Here is a 22,490-nt window from a genome sequence, read left to right as displayed (position 1 = left end):
AAAAAGAATATAAGAGCGATCATCTGGTATAAACCTGTATTTTCTGTATTGGCTAAAAAGTCCTTAAAATTCTGAGGTATCATATGGAATTTATTTAGTTATTGGTTGTTGCTTGCTGTTTTTATTTCAGTAGTTCTGATATCAGTGCCAAGCCTTTGTAAATAAGAGATCAGAGCAATGATTTCTTTCTTCTCCAGTTCACCCGCAGGTCTTTTTGCATAAGCTTCTTTCAGGTCATTGGCCTCTGAGAAAATTTCCTTAACAATTTTTTTTGCCTGATTATCTGCCCATGAGTTGGCTGAATCTATCTGAGCTTTACTATAAGGAACATCATATTCTTTTTTCATCAATACAATTTTATCCACCATTTTTGATCTGTCAAGGTCATTGCTTATCAGCCACGGATATCTGGGCATAATAGAACCGGCAGAAGTAGATCTCGGATTGTACATATGTTTATAATGCCATGAACTTGGATTCTTCCCTCCTTCTCTGTGAAGATCCGGCCCTGTTCTCTTCGAGCCCCACAGAAAAGGTCTGTCATAAACAAATTCTCCTGCTTTAGAATATTCCCCGTTTTTACCATTGAATCTCACGATTTCATCTCTGAATGGTCTTATCATCTGGGAATGACATGCATTACAGCCTTCCCTGATATAGAGATCTCTTCCCTCCAGTTCCAGAGGAGAATACGGTTTTACTGCTGAAATAGTAGGTACGCTTTGCTTCAATGATAAAGTTGGAATGATCTCCACCCCGCTTCCTATAGATAATACAAGGAATGATAGTATACTCAGTACATAAGGTGTTCTTTCAATCCAAAGGTGAGTGCCTTCTCCTTTCCTTCTTTTATTGCTGATAACAGCCAGTGCAGGAGCCTCTGCTGAAACTTCTTTTTGGAATGAACCTTGTCTGATGGTTGCTATTACATTAACGGCCATCATTATAGCACCCAAAATATAGAACGCTCCGCCCATAAATCTCATTTTGTAATAAGGAATGATTGCAGTGACCGTATCCAGCCAGTTCTTCCACATTAATGTTCCGTCCGGATTGAACTGCTTCCACATTAAACCCTGGGTAAACCCTGAGATATACATGGGTACTGCATAAAAAACGATCCCGAGTGTACCAAGCCAAAAATGCCAGTTGGCCATTTTAACAGACCATATTTTTGTTCTCCACATGATGGGTACAAGATAATAGACCATTCCGAAGGCAATGAACCCATTCCATCCTAAAGCTCCCAGGTGAACATGGCCAATAACCCAATCTGTATAATGTCCGATCTTATTGATGTTTTTTGTTGCTAGAAGCGGTCCTTCAAAAGTTACCATTCCATAACAAGTTACAGCAACAACAAAAAATTTCAGTATTGGGTTGTCTCTTACTTTATCCCATGCACCTCTCAGTGTTAGAAGTCCATTTAGCATTCCTCCCCAGGAAGGAGCAATAAGCATAATTGAGAATCCTGTACCTACGGCCTGTGCCCATGCAGGAAGGGCTGTATATTGAAGATGGTGGGGCCCTGCCCAGATATAGACAAATATCAGTGACCAGAAGTGAATGATGGAAAGTTTATATGAAAAAACAGGTCTCTCAGCTGCTTTTGGAAGAAAATAATACATCAGTCCAAGAATCGGGGTTGTCAGGATAAATGCAACTGCATTATGACCATACCACCATTGTACAAGTGCATCTTTAACTCCTGCATACATGGAATATGACTTCCAGCCTGTAAAAGACAATGGTATTTCCAGATTGTTCAAAATATGCAGCATCGCCAGTCCGATCCATGTGCCTATATAAAACCATATTGCTACATAAAGGTGTCTTACTCTCCTTCTCGCAATAGTCATGAACATATTAATTCCAAAAACTACCCAGGAAAAAGTTATTAAAATATCAATTGGCCATTCATGTTCTGCATATTCTTTGGATGTATTAATCCCCATAAAGAAACTGATAAATGTAGCTATGATCATGATCTGCCATGTCCAGAAATTAATCCAGGATAAGATTGGGCTTGCCATCGGTGTTTTTAACAACCTTGGTAATGAATAATAAACACCGGTATAAACACTGTTGCATACAAAAGCAAAAATGACTGTACTGGTATGCAGCATCCTGATTCTTCCAAATCCAAAAGCACCATGGGTATTAATCAGGGACTGGATACCTCCATTTCTTAAACTTTGAATGGTTGCATCATCGGTACCGAATAAAAATTCAGGAAGTTCAGGATAAAACAACATCAATGCTGCCGTTATTCCGAATGTAAAGCCTATTAATCCGAATATTATTGTAGCGTATAGAAACGCCCTGACAATCTCATTATCATAACTGAATTTCTCTAACTCCATTTTATTATTTATTTTTTCTTATTGATCTTCGCTCTGTTTTTTATAGTTTTCATTATAGGGCAGTATGAATTGGCTATTCTCCATTGAATAATGATTTATCCCATACGTTTGCCGTCTTCAAATAATTTTCAAATTTAGAGAGAGAACAAAGACCATCTACGGTACTATTCATAGAAAATATTGTCTTTAAATAAGATGTATACGCGAATTGATTCTCCAGGATTCTAAAAACTGAAAAATTGTAAATCCAGTTTCCGCTGCATGCACTCAACTATTCTGTGCATCTTCATATAGAAAGAATATTATCATTAACCCCTTTGAAAGGCAGCAAAAGTCCTTCTCTATAGGCAATGCCTGCAGATATTATGATGACAGCCGTACTTAAAAAATCGGATTAGCTATAATATTGTTTCCTGAAGGCCTCAGGGGTGAACCGGGTATATTTTTTAAAAAACTTGATAAAATAAGAAGTGTCAAAAAAATTCAGTTCCATAGCAATGTTAGCAATGGAAAGCTCGTAATTGACCAACATACGTTTGGCCTCAAGCAAAACCCTGTTCCGGATGATTTCTCCTGCAGACATATTCAACTGCTCTTTGCACAAAAAATTAAGATGATTGGAGGTAATATATAGTAAAGCTGCATAATCTTTAGGGAGCCGCATATCTTTAAAATGATCCTGTATAAGATCAAAAAACTGTTTCAGAAGAACAGAGTTGTAACTTGTCCTGGTCAAAACAGGAACGTCCGGTCCCATCTCTCTGCTCGCTATCACAAACAGCCTGAGCATTTCAGCCGCTATCATCATAGGGCTCTGATAAGTTTCGTTCTTTAATTCTTTAAGAATAACCTCAAAAATGTTGATCATTTGCGGCCTTGTCACTTCTTTGATCTTCATCATCTGCTCACTTGAAAAAACATTAAAGAACGGAAACTGATCTACAGCAAAAGAACTTAAAAAAAGTTTATCAAAAAATGTGGCAGAAAAGTTAACAACATAGCCATCAACATCACTTTCAAATTCCCAGTTATGCACCTGCCCGGGCGACATAAAATAAATACAGCCCGGCTCTATGGGATAGCTCTTAAAATCAATAACATGCTGTCCCTTTCCAGAGGTAAAATAGACCAAATGATAAAAAGAGTGTTTATGAATATGTTTAATAGGAGGATTGTTCATCAGATATCCCTGAAACCTATCTGCATTAAAAAGGTCGTTTGAAATCTTGCTGGCCACAAGATTACAGATATCAAATGTTGGATATGCTTTTTTCATTATTACAATCGGTTATAGGTCAATTTACATCCGAAAAGATTGGTTTATTCAATGTTAACCGAACTTCAAAGTTAGCTCAAAATTGGTTGCATATATGGTATTAAACAACGTAAAAATAGTATAATTTACAGGTTTTACTCCCTCAATGCAGATCCGTCTTACGATGAGACATTGGTGTAACACCTCCGTTCACCAATAAGTGCTGCCCATTCACAAATCAATTTACTCCCGTCATATACGGCCATACCCGGAACAGGAAAAGCGGCGGTGCTTGAAGCCACATAGATAATACGTCCACCATCTTCCACATGCAAAGCTACCTGCTGCATAGTAAAATAGGCTCCTTTTGTATTAATTGAAAACAGTCTGTCAAATTGTTCTTCTGTACCGAAACAAGTTTTTTTAAAAATTAAAATTATTGTAGTAAATGTAATTAATCGTTGAAATATCCATGTGTTTTTTAACACTTTTTTAATCTTTATCGGTTGCAATGATTTTAAAGATTAAGTACCTTTGCTACTGGGATGCGAAAAAGGTTTTATCAATATTTATACAGCTTACTGTTTGCTTTACTCACCGTTTTAGGTTGGTATTACGGACAGCTTCAGCAGTATATTTCCACCGACATTCCCTCTGATTTCCATTTTACCTCTGATATTTTAGTTCATCAAAAGAAAAATATTGAAAATTCTTTTGCCTTTCTCAAAGATCACGAAGCAAGTGATTCTTACAATGTCAGCCACCCCCGCTATAACAAGATCAGAGCTAATCTTTCTGAAAACGATACAGAAAATGATGACAATGTAGAAACCTCGGCGTCTTCAGAGCTTCTTGCGCTTTTCAGAGATGGTTTCTGGCATTTGATATCAGACTTCGTCACTACATTTCACAACAGACAAATTGCTGTTTCACTGGCTCAATCTGAGCAGCTAAAGCCTTTACATGATGATCTGTACATCCAGTACAGGGTCATCAGACTGTGATTTCATAATATTTCTTCTGAAAATTCCATATGTTCTCCTGTTTTATTTTGAGAGCATAGAACTCTATTTTTTCAATTATAAATTATTATAAAATATTATTATCATGGTCAAGAAAAGTCTCATGTATATAAACGTGTGCTTTATTTTCTTCTTTATTGGCTGCCAGTCTGAAAAGAAAGAAAAAACAGAAACAGCATCATTCAACATTACAAGCCCTCTTATAAAAGATACTTTGGTTAATAAAGATTATGTTGCACAAATCCGTTCCATTAACCACATTGAGCTTCGTGCTCAGGAAAAAGGATACATTCAGTCTATTTATGTAGATGAAGGACAATATGTAAAGAAAGGACAGTTGATGTTCAAAATCATGCCCAACCTCTATGAATCTGATGTGAATAGTGCCAAAGCGGAAGCCAGATATTCAGAAATAGAATATCAGAATACCAAAAACCTTTCTGATAAAGATATTGTCGCTCCTCAGGAAATGGCAATGGCAAAAGCAAAATATGAAAAAGCCAAAGCCGAGCTTTCTGCAATGAATACACATTTGAAATTTACAGAAATCCGGGCACCTTTTACAGGGATTGTAGGAAAACTGCACGTTCGAAAAGGAAGCCTGGTGGATGACGGAGAACTTGTTACTGAACTTTCTGACAACAGTAAAATGTGGATTTACTTTAACGTTCCTGAAGCAGAATATCTTAATCAGATGGATGTAAAAAAGGACAACAGTCCAATGCATGTCCGTTTAAGAATGGCTAATGGGAAAGAATTTACTCAAGACGGAATTGTACAGACCATTGAATCTGATTTTGACAACGAAACAGGAAATATTGCCTACAGAGCTACTTTCCCAAATCCAAAAGGGCTTCTGAGATACGGAGAAACCGGAAATATAGTCATCACATCACCGTATGCCAACGCTATGATGATTCCTCAGAAAGCTACGTTTGAAGAGCTTGAAAAGAAATATGTCTATGTCATTACAAAAGACAACAAAGTAAAAGCAAGAGAGATAAAAATTGCTGCTGAATTACCACACATTTATGTTGTAGCATCAGGTCTCGGAAAGGACGAAAGAATCCTTCTGGATGGTCTTCGAATGGTTCAGGAGAACCAGAAGATCAGTTCAAAGTATCAGAATCCTCAGAAAGTAATGTCGAACCTGGATCTGTATGCAGAGTAATTAAAAAGCAGCATTATGTTTAAAAAAGTAATACACCGGCCGGTTTTCGCCATTGTGATATCGGTTGTCATCCTGTTTATGGGAGGTATAGCCATGAAGCAGCTTCCTACAGAACAGTTTCCAAAAATTGCGCCCACCACTGTAGCGGTTTCCATTGCCTATCCGGGAGCAAGTGCAGATGTACTGGTAAAATCTTCTTTGATTACCATTGAAAATGCCATTAATGGGGTTCAGGGAATGCGTTACATCACTACAGATGCTACCAGTGCGGGGGAAGCAACGGTAAATGTTGTCTTTGATCCCGGAACGGATCCCAATGAAGCCGTTGTTCTTGTGAAAACGAGAGTTGACCAGGTAATGCCTTTATTACCGGAACTTGTACAGAAAGAAGGAGTTGTGGTAAACCCTATTCAGCCAAGTATGCTGATGTATGTGAACCTTTACAGCACCAATAAAAGTATGGATGAAAAGTTCCTGTACAACTACTCTATGGTGAATATTATCCCGGAAATCAACCGTATTCACGGGATTGCAAAATCTCAGATTCTTGGTAGCCGAAGATATGCTATGCGTATATGGCTGAATCCTGATCGTATGCGTGCCTATAATATTTCTGTAGATGAGGTAATGAAATCCATTGGTGAGCAAAGTATCATCGGACGTCCCGGAAGAATCGGACAGAGTTCCGGTATCGCAGCACAATCTCTGGAATATGTACTTACTTATAAAGGGCAGTACAACAAACCTGAAGAATATGAGAATATTATCGTACGTTCCAATGCAGAGGGAGAAAATGTAAAACTGAAAGATATTGCCAAAGTAGAACTTGGCAGTGAATTCTTTGATATTTATTCCAATCTTGACGGGCATCCTTCCGCTTCTATTGTATTAAAACAAAACTATGGAAGTAATGCCAATGATGTAATCAGAGATGTAAAAGCGAAACTGGCAGAAATGAAAGGTAATTTCCCTCCAGGGGTGGATTATAAAATCAGTTATGATGTATCACAATTCCTGGATGCTTCTATTGAACAGGTAATGCACACCCTTAGAGATGCCTTCATCCTTGTTGCCATTGTAGTTTTCATTTTCCTTGGTGACTGGCGCTCTACCCTGATTCCGATTATTGCTGTACCGGTTTCATTAATAGGAACTTTTTTTGTGATCCAGTTCTTCGGATTAACCATCAATCTGGTCACGCTTTTTGCCCTTGTACTGGCCATTGGAATTGTGGTTGATAATGCGATTGTGGTGATTGAGGCTGTACATGCTAAAATGGAAGAAAGTAATATTTCTCCTTATAAAGCAGTGAAAGAAGTAATGGGTGAAATCGCAGGAGCTATTATCGCGATTACAGCAGTGATGGTGGCCGTATTTATCCCGATTTCGTTTATGACGGGACCGGTAGGTACTTTCTACCGTCAGTTTTCAATCACCATGGCAAGCTCTATTGTAATCTCAGCAGTAGTTGCCCTTACCTTAACTCCGGTATTGGCAGCCATGTTATTAAAAAACAACCACGGAAAGCCTAAGAAAGTCAATATTTTCACCAGAGCTTTAGATGCTTTTAACAGCGGTTTTGATAAAGTAACGGGAAAATATGCATCATTCCTCAGAAAGATCGTAAACCGAAAGATGGTAACCTGGGGAATCCTTATTGCTTTCTGTGCCGGAATTTTCGTAATCAATAAAGTTCTTCCGGGCGGTTTTATTCCTAATGAAGATCAGGGAACCGTGTATGCTGTGATTCAGACTCCTCCGGGATCTACTTTAGAGCAGACCAATAAAATTTCCCGAACATTACAGAAAATCGCAATGGGTGTGGATGGTGTAGAATCTGTATCATCACTGGCAGGTTATGAAATCATGACAGAAGGCCGTGGTTCCAATGCCGGAACCTGTTTGATTAACCTGAAAAACTGGAACGACCGTGAGCATTCTGTAAAGGAAATCATGAAGGAGCTTGAAGAAAAATCAAAAGATCTGGGAGCAACCATTGAATTCTTTGAGCCACCCGCAGTTCCGGGATTCGGATCTTCAGGAGGGTTTTCTATGAGACTTCTTGATCTTAACAGAACCACCAATTATCAGGATTTTGATAAAGTTAACAAAGACTTTATTGCACAGCTTAAAAAACGTAAAGAGCTTTCCGGCGTCTTCACTTTCTTTGCGGCCAACTATCCTCAATATGAACTGGTATTTGACAATAATGCGGCGATGCAGAAAGGAGTTTCCATTGGAAAAGCGATGGACAACCTCAACATCCTTATTGGTAGTACCTACGAACAGGGATTTATCCGTTTCGGACAATTCTTCAAAGTGTATGTACAGTCGTCTCCGGAATTCAGAAGATTACCTACCGATATTATGAATCTGTATGTAAAAAATGACCGGGATGAAATGGTTCCCTACTCTGCTTTCATGACAATGAAAAAAACTCAGGGACCTAATGAAATTACCCGTTATAATATGTACAATTCTGCCGCAATCCGTGGACTTCCGGCGGCTGGCTATACCACTGCAGATGCTATACAGGCCATTAATGAGACCGCTGCCAAAGCTCTCCCTCACGGATACAAAGTAGCCTGGGAAGGACTGTCTTTTGATGAAGCACAGCGTGGTAATGAAGCCATCTACGTGTTCCTTGTGGTTCTGGTATTTGTTTACCTTGTTCTGGCAGCACAATATGAAAGCTTCCTTATTCCGTTTGCTGTTCTTTGTTCGTTGCCTGTGGGAGTATTCGGATCTTTCCTGCTGTTAAAAGCAATGGGTCTTGAAAATGATATCTATGCACAGGTAGGACTGATCATGATCATCGGATTGCTGGGTAAAAATGCAGTGCTTATTGTAGAATTTGCAGTGAAAAGGCGTCAGGCCGGAGATTCTATTCTGGAAGCGGCTGTAGAGGGTTCAAAAGCCCGTTTCAGACCTATTCTGATGACCTCATTTGCCTTCATCGCAGGTCTGGTTCCGCTTGTTTTTGCAAGAGGTGCAGGCGCCATCGGAAACCATACAATTGGTGCTTCTTCACTGGGAGGAATGCTTATAGGTACCTTGTTTGGAGTGATTGTTATTCCGGGACTCTATTACATATTTGCCAAATGGTCCGACGGTAAAAAAATGATTAAAGACGAAGATGAATCTCCACTAAGCGAAGACATGATCCATTATGAATAAAAGAAAAATATACCAATATGCAGGTCTGGCAGTCGTCTTGTTAAGCCTTACTGCCTGCAAACCTATAGCTATAGAACAACGTGCCGAAAATAAAACCGTTCCCGAGAAATACGGTTCGGCAGAAAACGATACAACCAATACCGGAAAACTGAAGTGGAATGAATATTTCAGTGATCCGAATCTTCAGGCATTAATCAATCAGGCGCTCCAGAACAATCAGGAACTGAACATTGTGCTTCAGGAAATTGAAATATCTAAAAATGAAATCAATGCCCGCAAAGGGGAATACCTTCCTTCCGTGGGTCTGAAAGCCGGAGCAGGTGTGGATAAAGTAAGCCGCTATACCAATATTGGGGCAATGGAGGCTAATACTGAGATAGAACCCGGAAAAGAGATGCCAGATCCCATGTTTGATTTTGGAGTCGGACTACAGGCCAAATGGGAAACGGATATCTGGGGAAAGCTTCATAATGCTACAAGGGCTCAGGTACAGAGATACCTTGCGGGTATTGAAGGAAAGAATTTTATGGTTACCCATCTTATCTCGGAAATCGCAGATTCCTATTATGAATTGCTGGCACTGGATAATGAACTGGTTATTTTAAATCAGAATATCAAAATTCAGAAGGATGCCCTGGAAATCATAAAAGAATTAAAAAAGAATGCCCGTTCCAACGAACTTGCTGTACAAAGATTTGAAGCCCAGGTACTGAAAACACAGGGAATGCAGTACGATATTCAGCAGAAAATTGTAGAGGCAGAAAATAGGATCAATTATCTTGTCGGAAGATTTCCCCAGCCTATAGAGCGGTCTAAAGATTCTTTTGATTCTGTAATCCCTCAGACCGTATATGGCGGAATTCCATCCGAGCTTTTAGAAAACCGACCGGACATCAAGCAGGCAGAATATGAACTCGCAGCCACAAAACTGGATATTAAAGCTGCAAAGGCAAGGTTCTATCCTTCTCTTGATCTTGCTGCGGGAGTGGGTTTACAGGCATTTAATCCTACTTATATTATTAAACCGGAGTCTTTCCTGTTCTCTCTTGCAGGAGAGCTTACCACTCCTTTGATTAACAGAAGAGCTATAAAAGCAGCGTATTACAATGCCAACGCCAAACAGATCCAGGCGGTTTACCATTATGAACAGACGGTTTTGGGAGCTTATATCGAAGTTGCCAATCAGTTGTCTAAAATTCATAATCTTGAAAACAGCGTAGACATCAAAACCAAAGAGGTAAATGCTTTGACAAAGTCTATTGACATTTCCAATGATTTGTTCAAATATGCGCGTGCCGATTATATGGAAGTTCTGCTGACACAAAGGGATGCCCTGGAGTCTAAGTTTGAACTGGTAGAGAAAAAAGTAAATCAGCTTAAGGCTAGTGTTGCTGTATACAGAGCACTGGGTGGCGGCTGGGATCAGAATCCTCTTACCGTTCCCGATATTACTAAAAGATAATAAGCCCCATATTTTTTTTCAAACGAAGCTTGTCATTTATTTGATGAGCTTCGTTATTTTTATCAGCTTGCGGCAATACTCATCGTTAATTAAACGATTTCAAAATTCTATTCACATGGAAAAGAACACAATACATTATATTTCAGTTTTACCGTTACCTAACAATGTATGATATCAGCTAAATTTTTCCGATCTTTATCCCTAATTTTAAATGAATAGCAACTAAAAGCGCAATGGAAGAATTTGAATTACCCGTAACTTATAAAGGAAAGGACCTGATTTTCAATGTACGACTGGCAACATTCTCTCACGGTTACAAATTTTATGTTGATATTAATGGCTGTGAAGTAGTTTTCGAACGAGATGATGAGGGTAATCTAAGGGCAATTGTACCCGACGCATCTTCTAATCATCCTGTAGAAAAAGAACTCATTGCAGCTATCATTCAGGTGTTTAGTGATTTTTAGACTAAAAAAAACATTAATAATCAACAACTTGCTGCCATCCTATAAGCTTTAAGGCTTTTCCCTTTATGGCTTTTAAAAAATTTACTGATATGGTTTTCATCAGCAAACCTAAACTCATCAGCAATTTTATGTACCCTTTTATCACTGAAGGGCATTCTGTTATTTAAACTTTTTCCTGTATTGTCCGGGAGTTACCCCTCTGTACTTTTTAAAAATTTTGGAGAGATGACTTTCATCACTGAACTGGAGCTCATAGGCAATCTCACTCAGTCTTACACTGCTGTATTTTAAATAGGTTTCAACCAGCTTTAACCGGTAATCCAGCAAGTAATCCTGATAAGAAACTCCGGTTTGCTGTTTAAAATACTCTCCGAAATAATTCCCGGAAATTCCAAAATGATCTGCAATGGTCTGAATTCCGGTCTTCTCTCTGTCTTTTATGTGCTTCTGAATATAAGTAATGATCTTCATAATAGAGAATGCTTTTCTGTTCTCCTGTAATTCTGAAGTTTCGCTTTTTATAATATTGCGGGCAATAAGATTCAGGAGAATTGAAATACAGTTCCGAATAATAAGATAATCTTCCTCTTTGTTACTGAATTCTCTGGCAATCTGTATTATCAGAGTCCCTGCAAAGCTTTCATCATCTGCATTCCGAAATACACAGCCTGCTCTGGCGTGATAATTATTGCTTATGTACTGCAGTTTGTAGAGATTTTCACAACTTTCAATACGGTCTGACTCCAGACGGATTCTGTCAATAAATTCTATCGGACATTGTATAGCGATGAGAACAGCATTTTCACTTTCAAAACGGTATGACTCATGTTGGGGAATAATAAAAAACTTTCCTTCGGCAAAATCAATATTCCGTTCATCATAGGTAAGGCTGCCCTGCCCTTTTGCTATATAGATAAATGAAAGAAAAGCCTTTGTTTTAAAAACCATCTCCCTGCCTTTCATCTTTATTTCTTTCACTTCAATCTCTTCCAGATGTAATCCTTCCATTGATGCACACTTATTTTTCCTCCAAAAGTACAATTTTAACAGAACTCAAAGAGGTTAATTTTGCATAAAAAATTATGAACGTATATCCCAGCCGGTGGCAGGCACTCCATTTTCTGGTAGCAGGGGCATTTCTTTCCCCACTGGATTATTTTATCGTCAATATGGCACTGCCTTCTATAAAAAATGCTTTTAAAGCCAGTGATCATCAACTGCAGTTGGTGGTAGCTATCTATGGTCTTACCTATGCAGCGCTGGTAGTTTGCGGAGGTAGACTGGGAGATCTCTACGGACGAAAGAAAATTTTCATGTTCGGATTATATACTTTTCTGCTGGCTTCACTTGCCTGTGCTTTTTCACCGGATATAACGTGGCTTATTGCCTCAAGGCTCTTTCAGGGTGTTGGCGCATCATTACTGGCCCCTCAGGTATTGGCGTCTATAAAAGTTCTTTTCAGCAGTCAGGAGCAGCCAAAAGCAGTAAGTATTTTCAGTTCGGTTTTTGGGCTGGCTTCAGTTGTGGGACAGCTGTTTGGCGGATTGCTGCTCAGTATACATTGGGGAAGTATTTCATGGGAACTCATATTTCTTGTTAATGTTCCTGTAACGATCATTTGTCTTTTGGGAATCCACTTCACTATGGATAATAATGACCGGGAAGAAAAGTCAGGAATAGATTTCAGTGGTGCTTTATTATTAATTATGGCTCTCCTTATGGTGATATGTCCTTTGATTTTTGCACAAAAATATCAATGGGCGTGGTGGATATTCGGGATCATCTTTGCAGGATTGTTTTTACTAATTATTTTTTTGAAATACGAAACCTATCTGCTGAAAAAAAAGCGTCCGGTACTCATTGATCCAAGCCTCTCAAGATATCCTCCTTTTTCACTAAGCCTGCTGATCATCTTTTTTTACAATTTTACAGCCGGACTGTTTATCTGTTATCCCTATTACCTTCAGCAGTTCCTTCACAAGACTTCCATGGAAGCAGGACTGGCGATCATTCCGTATGGAATCGCGTTTTTTATGGGACCATTGATCATGCCGAAGCTAAAGCTATCTCCATATAAATTGATATGTACAGGGCTGGGCTTACTGATGACTGGCTTTATCCTTAGTGCAATGGTTTTCTATTTTCAGCAAAAACCTTCTTTTTTAACGGCTGCTACACTATTTACGGCAGGATTAGGCCACGGGACCATTATGCCCGTTATGATGAGAACAGCAATTGCATTGGTTTCCAAAGATAAAGCAGGACAGGCTTCCGGTGTGATCAGTATTGGTATACAGATCGGCAGTGTAACAGGAGGAGCTGTAATTGGTACTCTATTTTTTAATATGATCGAACTACTAGGGTTTCCTGAATCATTTGCCATTGCCATTGCATGCATTGGGGGATTTCAGATTATAGGAATAGCCGCTACAGTCAGATTAAAAAAATACATTCAGCAAGATTGAAGAAACAATATATTAAACAATTTTAAAATCTAAAATAATATAAATTTAATTCTATGAATAACACAGAAAAAATAATCAAAGAGATCAAAGAATTTCATAAGAACATTGAAAAATGGTTCCAGGGGAAATCTGAAAACCAAGACGGTCTTTATACAAAACTAATCTCCGGATTTTCTCTGGATTTCAGAATGATCAATGGAAATGGAGATACCGTAACTTTAGCTATTCTTTCTGAATGGTTACCAACAGTATTTGGAAAATTTCAGGACCGAAGTGTGCAGGTTGAAAACATAGAGATTAATACTTCTGAATACCACGGACTGGCAGCTTACACAGAGATTCAGATCACTGATGGCATAATCAATAAGAGAAAGTCATCAGCCGTGTTTCTTTTGGATGAGGAAAGAGCATTGTGGTTTCACCTTATAGAAAAATGGATATCCCTGTAATTTATTTAGTTTCTGCGGGGCAAATATTCAGCACGGCATTCAGAGGTAAAAACAAGAGACTGTCTCAGAATCGGGACTGTCTCTTGTGTTATAAAGTAGATAACCTTTGATTACATTTTATTCAGACCACGGGGAATGCAGTATACAGTCACAAAAGTTTTTTCTTTCAAAATTCGGGATCATAAAGGCACATACATCTGCTTTTATATTTCCAAATGTTGTTTCGGTTTTATGTTCAAAACCACCAAAAAAGGTCGGAATGATCTTATTTTTAAAATCATTTCTTGGAAAAGCCTGTACTATTTCTTCTCTGTGTACGGTACTCAGATGTTCATATCCCTCTCCCATTACGTCCAATCCTACACCAGAATACATCAATGCCACTTCATTCTCTTTATGCTCGGCAATCCCTATGGTGGTATGTAGCGCAATAGTATCCCATACCAGCTGAAGTTTATCCTGTGCAATACCATGCCCTTTTAAAAAGTCACGGGCTGCATTCGCTCCATCCACTTCAAACCTCAGATCAGGACTGCTGTAATGAGAAACAAGCCCAAGATCATGGAATACCGAAGCCACATACAGAAGTTCAGAATCATGCTTCATATTTTTACGTTGTGCATTTAAAGATGAAAACAGGAAAACACGCAGGGAATGGTTGTAGATAAATTCGGTTCCGTGTTCCAGCAGAAGTTCCGTAGCTTCTGTGGCAATTTTACTGTCGGGAATCAGGATCCCGGCTACTTCTTTCATACGATTTACTGACATAGCTCAAAATTATTTTATTCAAAGGTATTCTGATTATATACCCCGGAGAATATCAATACATACGGATGAGATGTCAAAATTTCACTCAGGCTCCAGTACCTATATTCATAAAATGACTACGATAGCTTACAGGAGATGCCTTTGTATTCTTCTTAAAAAAGTGGCTGAACTGTTCTGAAGTATTAAAATTAAGCTTATAAGCAATTTCTTTTACAGAATAAGAACTGAACTGAAGCAGTCTTTTAGCTTCTGCTGTAATTTGTCCGTTAATAATTTCTTTTGCACTTTTATTGCTGCAGCGTTTACACAATTCACTGAGTCTTCTGGGGGTAATATTCAGCATCTCTGCATAATCATTCACAGCGTGGAACAGATGATACTGATTGCCCAGAATTTCCATAAACTTACGATAAATAAGGTAATCCTGATTGTCGAATAGATCTTCCTGCACCAGTTTAATGTTGGCCAGTTTAATCATAATAATTTTCAGATAAGCTGCCATTACATCAATCTGATTGGTATACTGATCGGATTCAAAATCTGCAACTAAAGCTTTACATAAGAATGAAAATTCATTCAATTCCAAATCATTAGGATTCAAACGCTGATTAGCCGATGCATTGTTAAAAAGGACCGCTTTACAGTTGCTGGTACTGGAAGGTGTCTTTTCCCAGAAGCAGTCTCCAAAAGAAATACAATATCCATTGATTTCAGATTGTTGTTCGAACTGATAAATCTGCCCTTTCGCCAATAAAAGAACTTCATGTCCGGATATTTCAAAGGAATGTCCGTCTACAATCAGCAATCCGCATCCACTTTCTACAATGAGAATCCGGTTATAACTCAGCCTTATAAAATCTTCCGTATACAGGCAGTCTCCTTTCAATTGCTTTACAAAAAAGGAATGCTCTACAGCGGGTTCAGTTACAATTTTTGATAACGGCTTCATTGAAGAAAAGTTTTAATAAAGATAAAGATTTTCAGGAGTAAAGTAAACAATATTAAGCCTCTGTGTCGAACAAAAAAATGTCAAAATTGATGAAATGAATGTCAAAATTGCTCTAAAACAAGAATTAACCCTTATTTCTAAATATTTTCATCTGTCCGGCAATTACCGTTAGCAGGATTCCAAAGCAGGCAAAAAGTCCATACGAATATCTAAGATCAAAACCTTCAGCAATATATCCAATGAGAGGAGGTCCCATCAAAAATCCTAAAAAGGAAATACTGGACACAAATGACAGCGCAATACTGGGTGCTACCGTGCTCACCTGTCCTACAGCACTGTAAACAGACGGCACGCTCAGAGAACCGCCAAGCCCGATAATCATGAAAGCGATGATACACACCCATAATTCCGGAAAGAAAATACTTAGAAACAGACCGCTGCTCATCAGAATACCACAGCCCTGCAATACCGTCTTCTTACCATATTTCTCAATCACACGATTTCCTACAAAGCGTCCTAAAGTCATCATTAAAATAAAACTTGTATACCCCAGTATAACAAGCTTTTCTGGGGCTTTTACAATGGTTTGAAAATACACTCCACTCCAGTCAAACATTGCACCTTCAATGGCCATACTCAGAAATCCTATAATTCCAAGCCCTACCAAAGTAGGATTCACTGATTTAAAAATAGATTGTGTCTGGGGCTCAACTTTGTGAATGATATTGGTTAAATGCTGCCTGCAATAGAGCCATAAACCTGCAACAAGAATAAAAATAAAGATAAAATGATAGAAGGTATCCACATTGATATTGATCATCAGGAGCCCCACAAGAGCTCCGGCCAGACCGGCAAAACACCAGGCTCCATGATAAGATGACAAAAGCGTTCTTTTGGTCATCGTTTCAATTTCAATTGCCTGTGTATTCATCGCTATATTGCATAAATTTCCGGAAACTCCAAAGAAAAACAATACAGCACCCAGCACCCAATAAGAAGGAGAAATCCCGATCAGTAAAAGGAAAAGAGGATAGAACAGAAAACAGCTTTTAATGACCTGGCTGCTTCCATACCTGCTGATTAGTTTTCCGGCAAGTACCATGGTAGAAAGCTGACCTACCGGCATCAGAAGTAAAAGAGTTCCCAGCTCTGCCTCATTGATCGAAAGGGCGTTTTTAATGACAGGGATTCTGCTGGCCCATGAAGAAAAAACAAGACCGTGAGCAAAGAACAGTAAAAAGCAGGCTGCAGGCATTTTCGCATTATATAATTCTCTATCGTGCATTTTAACAGTGTTTTGATTTAAATTTCTGTTTGCGAAGTTAGGCACAGTCTTCCAAAAAAAGATATTCCATTTTTGATATTTTATATTCCATTTTAAACAACACATGAAAAAAGAAAAATTAACTGCTTACATTTGAACTCAGGAATCCGGCCCATAAACCCTTAAGCATTCCGACAAGTAATCTACCTGCATCATGATAGATATTAAGCCTAAATTTGAAGGATTATATATAGAAAAATATAAAGCAAATGACATCACTAAATTTCAAAAAAGTGCCAGCAGGGTCAATAAACTATTGCTTTGCTTTGTATCAAATGGAGAACTGAACATTCAGGTTAATTCTTTTACTTTTCATATCCAGAGTACATCTGTGGTAATGCTTTTACCAGATACAGATTTAGGCACTATTTCCTGCAGTAATGATGTTGAGTTGTCCGTATTTTTTATCTCACTGGATTTTATCAGTACTTACAGCTTTCTGACTGCTCTTCTCGCCAGTGACGAAATCAAATTCAACCCCGGAATACAGGTAGAAAATACCGCTGCAAAGCTTATCTGGTCTACAGTAAAGCTCATAAAGGAATACCACAGCAAAACAAAGGAAGAAAGTACGGCAGAGTCTGTACAATATCTTCTCTATGCCCTGCTTGAGCTGGTTTCAAAGCTTTATCTCCCGGTTATAAAAAACAACAGCCTTTTACAAACCCGAAGCCAGGATATCATAGAGCATTTCTTTGAACTGCTCAATAAACATGGTCATCTGCAAAGAGGTGTTCTCTTCTATTCGGATCAGCTTCATCTTTCCCCTCAGTATCTCAGCAGCCTGATAAAAAAGGAAACCGGAAAGCCTATTAAGCAATGGATAAGCTATATGGTAATAAAACATGCCAAAGAGCTTCTCAAAACCACTTCCCTTTCTATTAAAGAGATCAGCAATCAGCTTCAGTTTGTAGATTCCTCACTTTTCTGCAGGTATTTCAGGCGATGCACAGGAATTACAGCCAATACTTACAGGGAAAATTATAAGATCAAAAAGTAAAATACAGTCATTAAATCTCTCATATTCAATAATAAATAATTCTTTAACTGATCTATTTCCAAAAAAAAATCATATTACCAATCTCTATTTATTTTTTTGTAAGTTAGTCTCCTGAAAGAAAATTATTTATGCTAAAAAAAATGGTAGTGCCATTCATGGTATTCGCCACACTAATCAACTGCAAAAAGGAAGATACTTCAAAGAGCCTTCCATTGTCAACTTCCGTTAAGCAAGATATTACAGAGAGTCCGGAACAGAAAAAACAGGACAAATCCCCCATTGAAACGGTAAAGAAATTTCTATTCTGGTATGAGGCTAATGAAGAAAAAATAGACCGCTTTAATACTATAAAAGGCGGAGGTATGGGCAAAACAGAAGATACAGACAATTATTATGTAGATTTTGATGAGGTGGAAAAAGAGCTTAAATTACTGAAAGAAACCAACCTTTTCTCGTCAAAATTTCTTAAAGTCTACAAAAACCGATATGCAGATGGAAATGAATATTTCAAACAAAATCCTGCAAACGATGGCCCACCTGTCAATTTTGATTATAATTATTTCTTCCTTACTCAGGAAGATTTCCAGTCTGATCTGAAAAACATTGATCATATAAAGTTTACCGTAAAACCGCTCAGTGATCAGTTATGCTACGTAGAATTTCATTTGGAACGTTGTGGCATGATGCTTAGATATGTTCTGACTAAGAAGGATCAGTGGATGATAGATTCTATTGAAAATATAAGCTAAACCAATATTGAACAAGCCATTAAAAAACTGATGGCGCATTTGAAGGGATTTAGAAAAAGCATATTGATCATTATTTTACTCAATATTGCTTCAAAATATATACCCGGCAAAAATGCCGGGTATGTTTATTAATTTAATTAAATGACTGCCTGTAACTTAAAGGAGTTTCATCAGTTTTCTTTTTAAAAAGCTTATTAAATGACTGTGGATGCTCAAATCCCAGAGCATATGCGACCTCTGATACTGAAAAATTGGTAGTGGCAAGGTATTCTTTAGCCTTTTCAATCAGTTTTTCATGGATGTGCTGCTGAGCATTCTGTCCGGTAAGGTTTCTTAGCATATCACTCAGATAATGTGGAGAAAGATTAAGTTTAGAGGCCAGAAAATCAACGGTAGGAAGCCCTTTATTTAATGTTTCCTGATGGTTGAAATACTCTTCCAGTATGCTATCCATATTGGTCAGCAGATCGCTATTCACAGCCTTTCTTGTGATAAACTGTCTCTTGTAGAAACGGTTGCTGTAATTGAGCAGAACTTCTATATAGGAAACAATAACATCCTGGCTTACCTCATCTATTGCCGTATTCAGTTCATTTGTAATGCTGTCCAGAAGTCCTGTTATTCTTGTTTTTTCCTGATCGGATAAATGCAGAGCCTCATTGGTATCATAAGAAAAGAAACCAAAGTTTTTAATGTTCTTTGCCAGCGGATAGCTTCTGATAAAATCCGGATGTACCAATAAAGTGTATCCGCTGTATTCAGCATTTTCATCAGTAGAAAGAACCTGGCCTGGAGCAGTGAACATCATCCCTCCTTCATTAAAATCATAATACCCTTGTCCATACCCCATTTTTCCAAGAGTGGAATATTTGTAAGAGATTTTATAAAAATTCAAAATAAAACTTCTTCCGAGCATCCCTTTTTCAACAGACATTTTTGTATTATCCACAAGACTTACCAGTGGGTGAAGAGGCTTAGGAAGCTTCAACAGGTCATGCAGCTGTGATATGGACGAAATTTTCATCGGACTATTATCTTTCTTTTCCATGATATAAAAATAAACTATTTAGCAGACAAAAACAGTATAATTGCATTCTCTTTTATACTGTTTTTGAATCACTTATCTTTTGTTAGAAATACAAACTTATTCTGTTTCTATTTTTTCAAGGCAAAACAGATGAAATGGTCTATTGACTAAATGAATTGTTTGCCTAATTGATCTCTGAACGCTTCATCACCCAGTTCCAGACGCTGAGCATACAATGCTTTTGCATCTTCACCAGCCACATATCTCAATTTCTGTTTCCCATCTGTAGCAGCTTCATATACTACTTCAGCAATCTGCTCCGGATAAGACGCTGTCTGCATCATACCTTCCATTTTTGAAAAAAGAGAATTTGTCATTTCTTCATATGCGGGACTTGTTGCAGAATCCAGAGAACGGCTTACAAAATCTGTTTTGATCCCGCCCGGAGAAACTGTTTTGACATCCACGCCAAATTGGTTTAGCTCAAAAGCAAGGCTTTCACTCCAGCCTTCCAATGCCCATTTAGTAGCATGATAAATAGAATTCAAAGGAAAGGCAATCAATCCGCCGATGGATGTGGTAGAAATAAACATCCCATTCTTTTTTTCTCTGAAATAAGGTATAAATGCCTGTGTTACCCGGATCACCCCCAATAGATTAGTATCCAGCTGTCTTACAATCTGTTCGTCAGTTAAGGCTTCCACTGGACCTAAAAGCCCATATCCGGCATTATTAAAAACAACATCTATATCACCAGCTTCAAGTACCTGATTTACCGTTGATTTTATTTGTTCAGGATTGGTAACATCCAGTGGTAATACTGTTACATTTTCTAAAACAGAAAGTTCTGCACCCGCTTCGGGGTTTCTCATTGTAGCTATCACTTTCCATCCTTTGTTTTGAAATAATTGAGCAGTTGCTTTTCCTAATCCTGTAGAAGCACCTGTTATAAAAATTGTTTTCATTTTTTCCTTGTTTAAAAATTACATGACAAAGGTCTGTATTCAAAAAAAAGACTGAGTTGCCAAAACGGATTATCCTGTAGCCAAAATGGACTTGTCTGAAAAATTCATGCAGATTATCCGATAATGACTAAAAATCCTTCCGTTGATTGTTCAACAGAAGGATTATATTCTAAAAAAAGCTGTTCCCGCTGAAACTAAGGTCATCTCTGCCACCAATTAAGGCCTATAGCGTTGTTTAATCCTAACCTGTTTTCAGAAAATGTCCAAATGCAGCAATCCTCTTTCAGCTACTTCAAAATTCTCTTCATTTCATATCCCTCATAATCAAATACTGACTGCATGGATAGCCCAAGTGCTTCAGCTACTCCTTCACCGTACGCTGGATCAGCCTGATAACAATTTCTTATATGGCGGATCTGAATAAACTGCTGTGCCTCACCTACTGCTTCTGCTGTATTCTGAAATAAGATCTCTTTTTGCACATCCGACATAAGTCTGAAAAGATTTCCTGGTTGAGAAAAATAATATCATCTTCACGGTGGTCCCAATGGCCGGCATCTCCATTTATTTTTAAAGGTGGCTCACTAAAATCAGGCTGCTCTTCCCATTGTTTAAAACTGTTAGGTTCATATCCCAGGGTGCTTTCAAAATTACCGTCTGTACGCATTGCTCCATCACGGTGATAAGAATGATAAGGGCATTTAGGCGCATTAACAGGTATCTGATGATGATTTACCCCTAATCTGTATCGTTGGGTATCTCCATAGGAAAACAGCCGTCCCTGAAGCATTTTATCAGGTGAAAAACCAATACCCGGAACAATCGATGCAGGATTGAATGCCGCCTGTTCAACTTCTGCAAAATAATTGGAAGGATTTCTGTTAAGGGTAAATTCTCCTACCTGAATTAAGGGATAATCTCCATGCGGCCAAACTTTTGTTAAATCAAATGGATTAACAGAATAGCGGTCTGCTTCTTCTTCTTTCATAATCTGAACATACATCGTCCATTTCGGAAAATTACCTGCCTTAATACTTTCATACAAATCTTTTTGATGACTTTCCCTGTCTTCTCCAATGATTGATTTTGCTTCTGCATTACTGATATTCTGAATACCCTGCTGTGTTTTAAAATGGAATTTAACCCAAAAACGTTTATTTTCATCATTGATAAAACTGAATGTATGGCTTCCAAAACCATCCATATGCCTATATGACTTGGGAATTCCGCGGTCACTCATGGTAATCGTTACCTGATGTAGCGATTCCGGTAACAATGTCCAGAAATCCCAGTTATTATCTGCACTTCTCATATTGGTATGGGGATCTCTTTTTACGGCATGATTTAAATCCGGAAATTTTAAAGGATCACGCAGAAAAAAAACAGGGGTATTATTTCCCACCAAATCCCAATTCCCTTCTTCGGTATAAAATTTTAATGCGAAGCCTCGTATATCTCTTTCAGCATCTGCTGCACCTCTTTCTCCTGCTACTGTAGAAAAACGAATAAATAATGGCGTTTCTTTTCCTACTGTGGAAAACAGTTTGGCCCTGGTATATTTTGTAATATCATGTGTTACTTTAAAAACACCAAAAGCTCCGGATCCCTTAGCATGCATCCTTCGTTCAGGAATAACTTCCCTGTCAAAATGGGCCATTTTCTCTAAAAACCAGATATCCTGCAGTAAAGCCGGACCTCGTCTGCCTGCTGTTAAAATATTCTGGTTATCTGATACTGGTGCACCGGTTCGATTGGTTAGTTTATCTTGCTTCATAATGAATAATTTATTAACCAAAGCTATCCTCTTTATTTGGGAATAAACTCATCCAGTTTCTGCATAAAACAACGGTCCAAAAATAGATTTATCCCCTTATTAT

The 22,490-nt window shown here is 38.2% G+C and carries 18 protein-coding genes and 1 pseudogene; 9 read left to right on the top strand and 10 right to left on the bottom strand.

The window, feature by feature from the left end; translation table 11 throughout:
- Positions 1 to 98 precede the first annotated feature (98 nt).
- The 3 genes from ccoN to AC27VX_RS06690 all read right to left on the bottom strand — a co-directional run bounded on the left by ccoN (position 99) and on the right by AC27VX_RS06690 (position 4,106).
- Positions 99 to 2,363 (bottom strand): cytochrome-c oxidase, cbb3-type subunit I, encoded by a 2,265-nt coding sequence (gene ccoN / locus AC27VX_RS06700; protein ID WP_488694567.1) that lies wholly within the window; start codon positions 2,361 to 2,363, stop codon positions 99 to 101.
- A 394-nt stretch (positions 2,364 to 2,757) separates the two neighbouring features.
- On the bottom strand, positions 2,758 to 3,639 hold the full coding sequence (locus tag AC27VX_RS06695) for an AraC family transcriptional regulator (RefSeq protein WP_236859064.1): 882 nt from the start codon (positions 3,637 to 3,639) through the stop codon (positions 2,758 to 2,760).
- 158 nt (positions 3,640 to 3,797) lie between these two features.
- Positions 3,798 to 4,106 carry an SDR family NAD(P)-dependent oxidoreductase gene (locus AC27VX_RS06690; protein WP_488694565.1) on the bottom strand — a complete coding sequence of 103 codons (309 nt, stop codon included), beginning with the start codon at positions 4,104 to 4,106 and terminating at the stop codon, positions 3,798 to 3,800.
- A 57-nt stretch (positions 4,107 to 4,163) separates the two neighbouring features.
- On the opposite strand from AC27VX_RS06690, the gene AC27VX_RS06685 reads away from it, so the two are divergent.
- The 5 genes from AC27VX_RS06685 to AC27VX_RS06665 all read left to right on the top strand — a co-directional run bounded on the left by AC27VX_RS06685 (position 4,164) and on the right by AC27VX_RS06665 (position 10,917).
- Positions 4,164 to 4,622 (top strand): hypothetical protein, encoded by a 459-nt coding sequence (locus tag AC27VX_RS06685; protein WP_300690844.1) that lies wholly within the window; start codon positions 4,164 to 4,166, stop codon positions 4,620 to 4,622.
- A gap of 103 nt (positions 4,623 to 4,725) precedes the next feature.
- Positions 4,726 to 5,811 (top strand): efflux RND transporter periplasmic adaptor subunit, encoded by a 1,086-nt coding sequence (locus AC27VX_RS06680; protein ID WP_488694563.1) that lies wholly within the window; start codon positions 4,726 to 4,728, stop codon positions 5,809 to 5,811.
- 15 nt (positions 5,812 to 5,826) lie between these two features.
- Complete coding sequence (locus tag AC27VX_RS06675; protein WP_488694561.1) at positions 5,827 to 8,988, top strand: efflux RND transporter permease subunit; 3,162 nt, start codon at positions 5,827 to 5,829, stop codon at positions 8,986 to 8,988.
- Positions 8,981 to 10,450 (top strand): TolC family protein, encoded by a 1,470-nt coding sequence (locus tag AC27VX_RS06670; protein WP_488694559.1) that lies wholly within the window; start codon positions 8,981 to 8,983, stop codon positions 10,448 to 10,450. The genes AC27VX_RS06675 and AC27VX_RS06670 overlap by 8 nt, the downstream gene beginning before the upstream one ends.
- Positions 10,451 to 10,683: 233 nt before the next feature.
- Entirely contained in the window at positions 10,684 to 10,917 is a 234-nt protein-coding gene (locus AC27VX_RS06665) for a hypothetical protein (protein WP_236859059.1), read from the top strand.
- A 159-nt stretch (positions 10,918 to 11,076) separates the two neighbouring features.
- On the opposite strand, the gene AC27VX_RS06660 is transcribed toward AC27VX_RS06665, so the two are convergent.
- Entirely contained in the window at positions 11,077 to 11,925 is an 849-nt protein-coding gene (locus AC27VX_RS06660; protein ID WP_488694557.1) for an AraC family transcriptional regulator, read from the bottom strand.
- 74 nt (positions 11,926 to 11,999) lie between these two features.
- Here AC27VX_RS06660 and AC27VX_RS06655 point away from each other — a divergent pair, with 74 nt between their 5' ends.
- Positions 12,000 to 13,382 carry an MFS transporter gene (locus AC27VX_RS06655; RefSeq protein WP_488694555.1) on the top strand — a complete coding sequence of 461 codons (1,383 nt, stop codon included), beginning with the start codon at positions 12,000 to 12,002 and terminating at the stop codon, positions 13,380 to 13,382.
- A gap of 53 nt (positions 13,383 to 13,435) precedes the next feature.
- Entirely contained in the window at positions 13,436 to 13,831 is a 396-nt protein-coding gene (locus AC27VX_RS06650) for a hypothetical protein (RefSeq protein ID WP_488694553.1), read from the top strand.
- 117 nt (positions 13,832 to 13,948) lie between these two features.
- Here the strand turns inward: AC27VX_RS06650 and AC27VX_RS06645 are convergent, their stop codons facing one another.
- The 3 genes from AC27VX_RS06645 to AC27VX_RS06635 all read right to left on the bottom strand — a co-directional run bounded on the left by AC27VX_RS06645 (position 13,949) and on the right by AC27VX_RS06635 (position 16,833).
- Positions 13,949 to 14,599 (bottom strand): HD domain-containing protein, encoded by a 651-nt coding sequence (locus AC27VX_RS06645; RefSeq protein WP_236859055.1) that lies wholly within the window; start codon positions 14,597 to 14,599, stop codon positions 13,949 to 13,951.
- A gap of 85 nt (positions 14,600 to 14,684) precedes the next feature.
- Positions 14,685 to 15,548 carry a helix-turn-helix domain-containing protein gene (locus AC27VX_RS06640; protein WP_488694551.1) on the bottom strand — a complete coding sequence of 288 codons (864 nt, stop codon included), beginning with the start codon at positions 15,546 to 15,548 and terminating at the stop codon, positions 14,685 to 14,687.
- Positions 15,549 to 15,672: 124 nt separating this feature from the next.
- Positions 15,673 to 16,833, bottom strand: a complete 1,161-nt coding sequence (locus AC27VX_RS06635) for an MFS transporter (protein ID WP_488694549.1) — start codon at positions 16,831 to 16,833, stop codon at positions 15,673 to 15,675.
- Between the two features lie 193 nt (positions 16,834 to 17,026).
- Here AC27VX_RS06635 and AC27VX_RS06630 point away from each other — a divergent pair, with 193 nt between their 5' ends.
- Both AC27VX_RS06630 and AC27VX_RS06625 read left to right on the top strand, forming a co-directional pair.
- On the top strand, positions 17,027 to 17,872 hold the full coding sequence (locus AC27VX_RS06630) for a helix-turn-helix domain-containing protein (RefSeq protein WP_236859052.1): 846 nt from the start codon (positions 17,027 to 17,029) through the stop codon (positions 17,870 to 17,872).
- A gap of 128 nt (positions 17,873 to 18,000) precedes the next feature.
- Positions 18,001 to 18,621 carry a hypothetical protein gene (locus tag AC27VX_RS06625; RefSeq protein WP_300690865.1) on the top strand — a complete coding sequence of 207 codons (621 nt, stop codon included), beginning with the start codon at positions 18,001 to 18,003 and terminating at the stop codon, positions 18,619 to 18,621.
- A 133-nt stretch (positions 18,622 to 18,754) separates the two neighbouring features.
- Here AC27VX_RS06625 and AC27VX_RS06620 read toward each other — a convergent pair whose 3' ends face one another.
- From AC27VX_RS06620 to AC27VX_RS06610, 3 genes and pseudogenes are all read right to left on the bottom strand, one after another.
- Positions 18,755 to 19,669: a helix-turn-helix domain-containing protein gene (locus tag AC27VX_RS06620; protein ID WP_488694546.1), complete on the bottom strand. Its 915-nt coding sequence runs from the start codon at positions 19,667 to 19,669 to the stop codon at positions 18,755 to 18,757.
- A 146-nt stretch (positions 19,670 to 19,815) separates the two neighbouring features.
- The gene (locus AC27VX_RS06615; RefSeq protein WP_488694545.1) at positions 19,816 to 20,613 is read right to left on the bottom strand and encodes an SDR family oxidoreductase; all 798 of its coding nucleotides are present in this window, start codon (positions 20,611 to 20,613) and stop codon (positions 19,816 to 19,818) included.
- Positions 20,614 to 20,900: 287 nt separating this feature from the next.
- Positions 20,901 to 22,387, bottom strand: a pseudogene (locus AC27VX_RS06610) (catalase).
- Positions 22,388 to 22,490 lie beyond the last annotated feature (103 nt).

This window comes from Chryseobacterium sp. 14P4.3.2 (genome assembly GCF_057799275.1).
The sequence above is the reverse complement of the archived record's forward strand: the minus strand, read 5'-3'. Positions and strand labels throughout refer to the sequence as shown.

What these genes read in the sequence shown, in the direction of transcription:
- ccoN (WP_488694567.1), bottom strand. Translation starts at nt 2,363, where the DNA reads ATGGAGTTAGAGAAATTCAGTTATGATAATGAGATTGTCAGGGCGTTT.
- AC27VX_RS06695 (WP_236859064.1), bottom strand. Translation starts at nt 3,639, where the DNA reads ATGAAAAAAGCATATCCAACATTTGATATCTGTAATCTTGTGGCCAGC.
- AC27VX_RS06685 (WP_300690844.1), top strand. Translation starts at nt 4,164, where the DNA reads ATGCGAAAAAGGTTTTATCAATATTTATACAGCTTACTGTTTGCTTTA.
- AC27VX_RS06680 (WP_488694563.1), top strand. Translation starts at nt 4,726, where the DNA reads ATGGTCAAGAAAAGTCTCATGTATATAAACGTGTGCTTTATTTTCTTC.
- AC27VX_RS06675 (WP_488694561.1), top strand. Translation starts at nt 5,827, where the DNA reads ATGTTTAAAAAAGTAATACACCGGCCGGTTTTCGCCATTGTGATATCG.
- AC27VX_RS06670 (WP_488694559.1), top strand. Translation starts at nt 8,981, where the DNA reads ATGAATAAAAGAAAAATATACCAATATGCAGGTCTGGCAGTCGTCTTG.
- AC27VX_RS06665 (WP_236859059.1), top strand. Translation starts at nt 10,684, where the DNA reads ATGGAAGAATTTGAATTACCCGTAACTTATAAAGGAAAGGACCTGATT.
- AC27VX_RS06660 (WP_488694557.1), bottom strand. Translation starts at nt 11,925, where the DNA reads ATGGAAGGATTACATCTGGAAGAGATTGAAGTGAAAGAAATAAAGATG.
- AC27VX_RS06655 (WP_488694555.1), top strand. Translation starts at nt 12,000, where the DNA reads ATGAACGTATATCCCAGCCGGTGGCAGGCACTCCATTTTCTGGTAGCA.
- AC27VX_RS06650 (WP_488694553.1), top strand. Translation starts at nt 13,436, where the DNA reads ATGAATAACACAGAAAAAATAATCAAAGAGATCAAAGAATTTCATAAG.
- AC27VX_RS06645 (WP_236859055.1), bottom strand. Translation starts at nt 14,599, where the DNA reads ATGTCAGTAAATCGTATGAAAGAAGTAGCCGGGATCCTGATTCCCGAC.
- AC27VX_RS06640 (WP_488694551.1), bottom strand. Translation starts at nt 15,548, where the DNA reads ATGAAGCCGTTATCAAAAATTGTAACTGAACCCGCTGTAGAGCATTCC.
- AC27VX_RS06635 (WP_488694549.1), bottom strand. Translation starts at nt 16,833, where the DNA reads ATGCACGATAGAGAATTATATAATGCGAAAATGCCTGCAGCCTGCTTT.
- AC27VX_RS06630 (WP_236859052.1), top strand. Translation starts at nt 17,027, where the DNA reads ATGATAGATATTAAGCCTAAATTTGAAGGATTATATATAGAAAAATAT.
- AC27VX_RS06625 (WP_300690865.1), top strand. Translation starts at nt 18,001, where the DNA reads ATGCTAAAAAAAATGGTAGTGCCATTCATGGTATTCGCCACACTAATC.
- AC27VX_RS06620 (WP_488694546.1), bottom strand. Translation starts at nt 19,669, where the DNA reads ATGGAAAAGAAAGATAATAGTCCGATGAAAATTTCGTCCATATCACAG.
- AC27VX_RS06615 (WP_488694545.1), bottom strand. Translation starts at nt 20,613, where the DNA reads ATGAAAACAATTTTTATAACAGGTGCTTCTACAGGATTAGGAAAAGCA.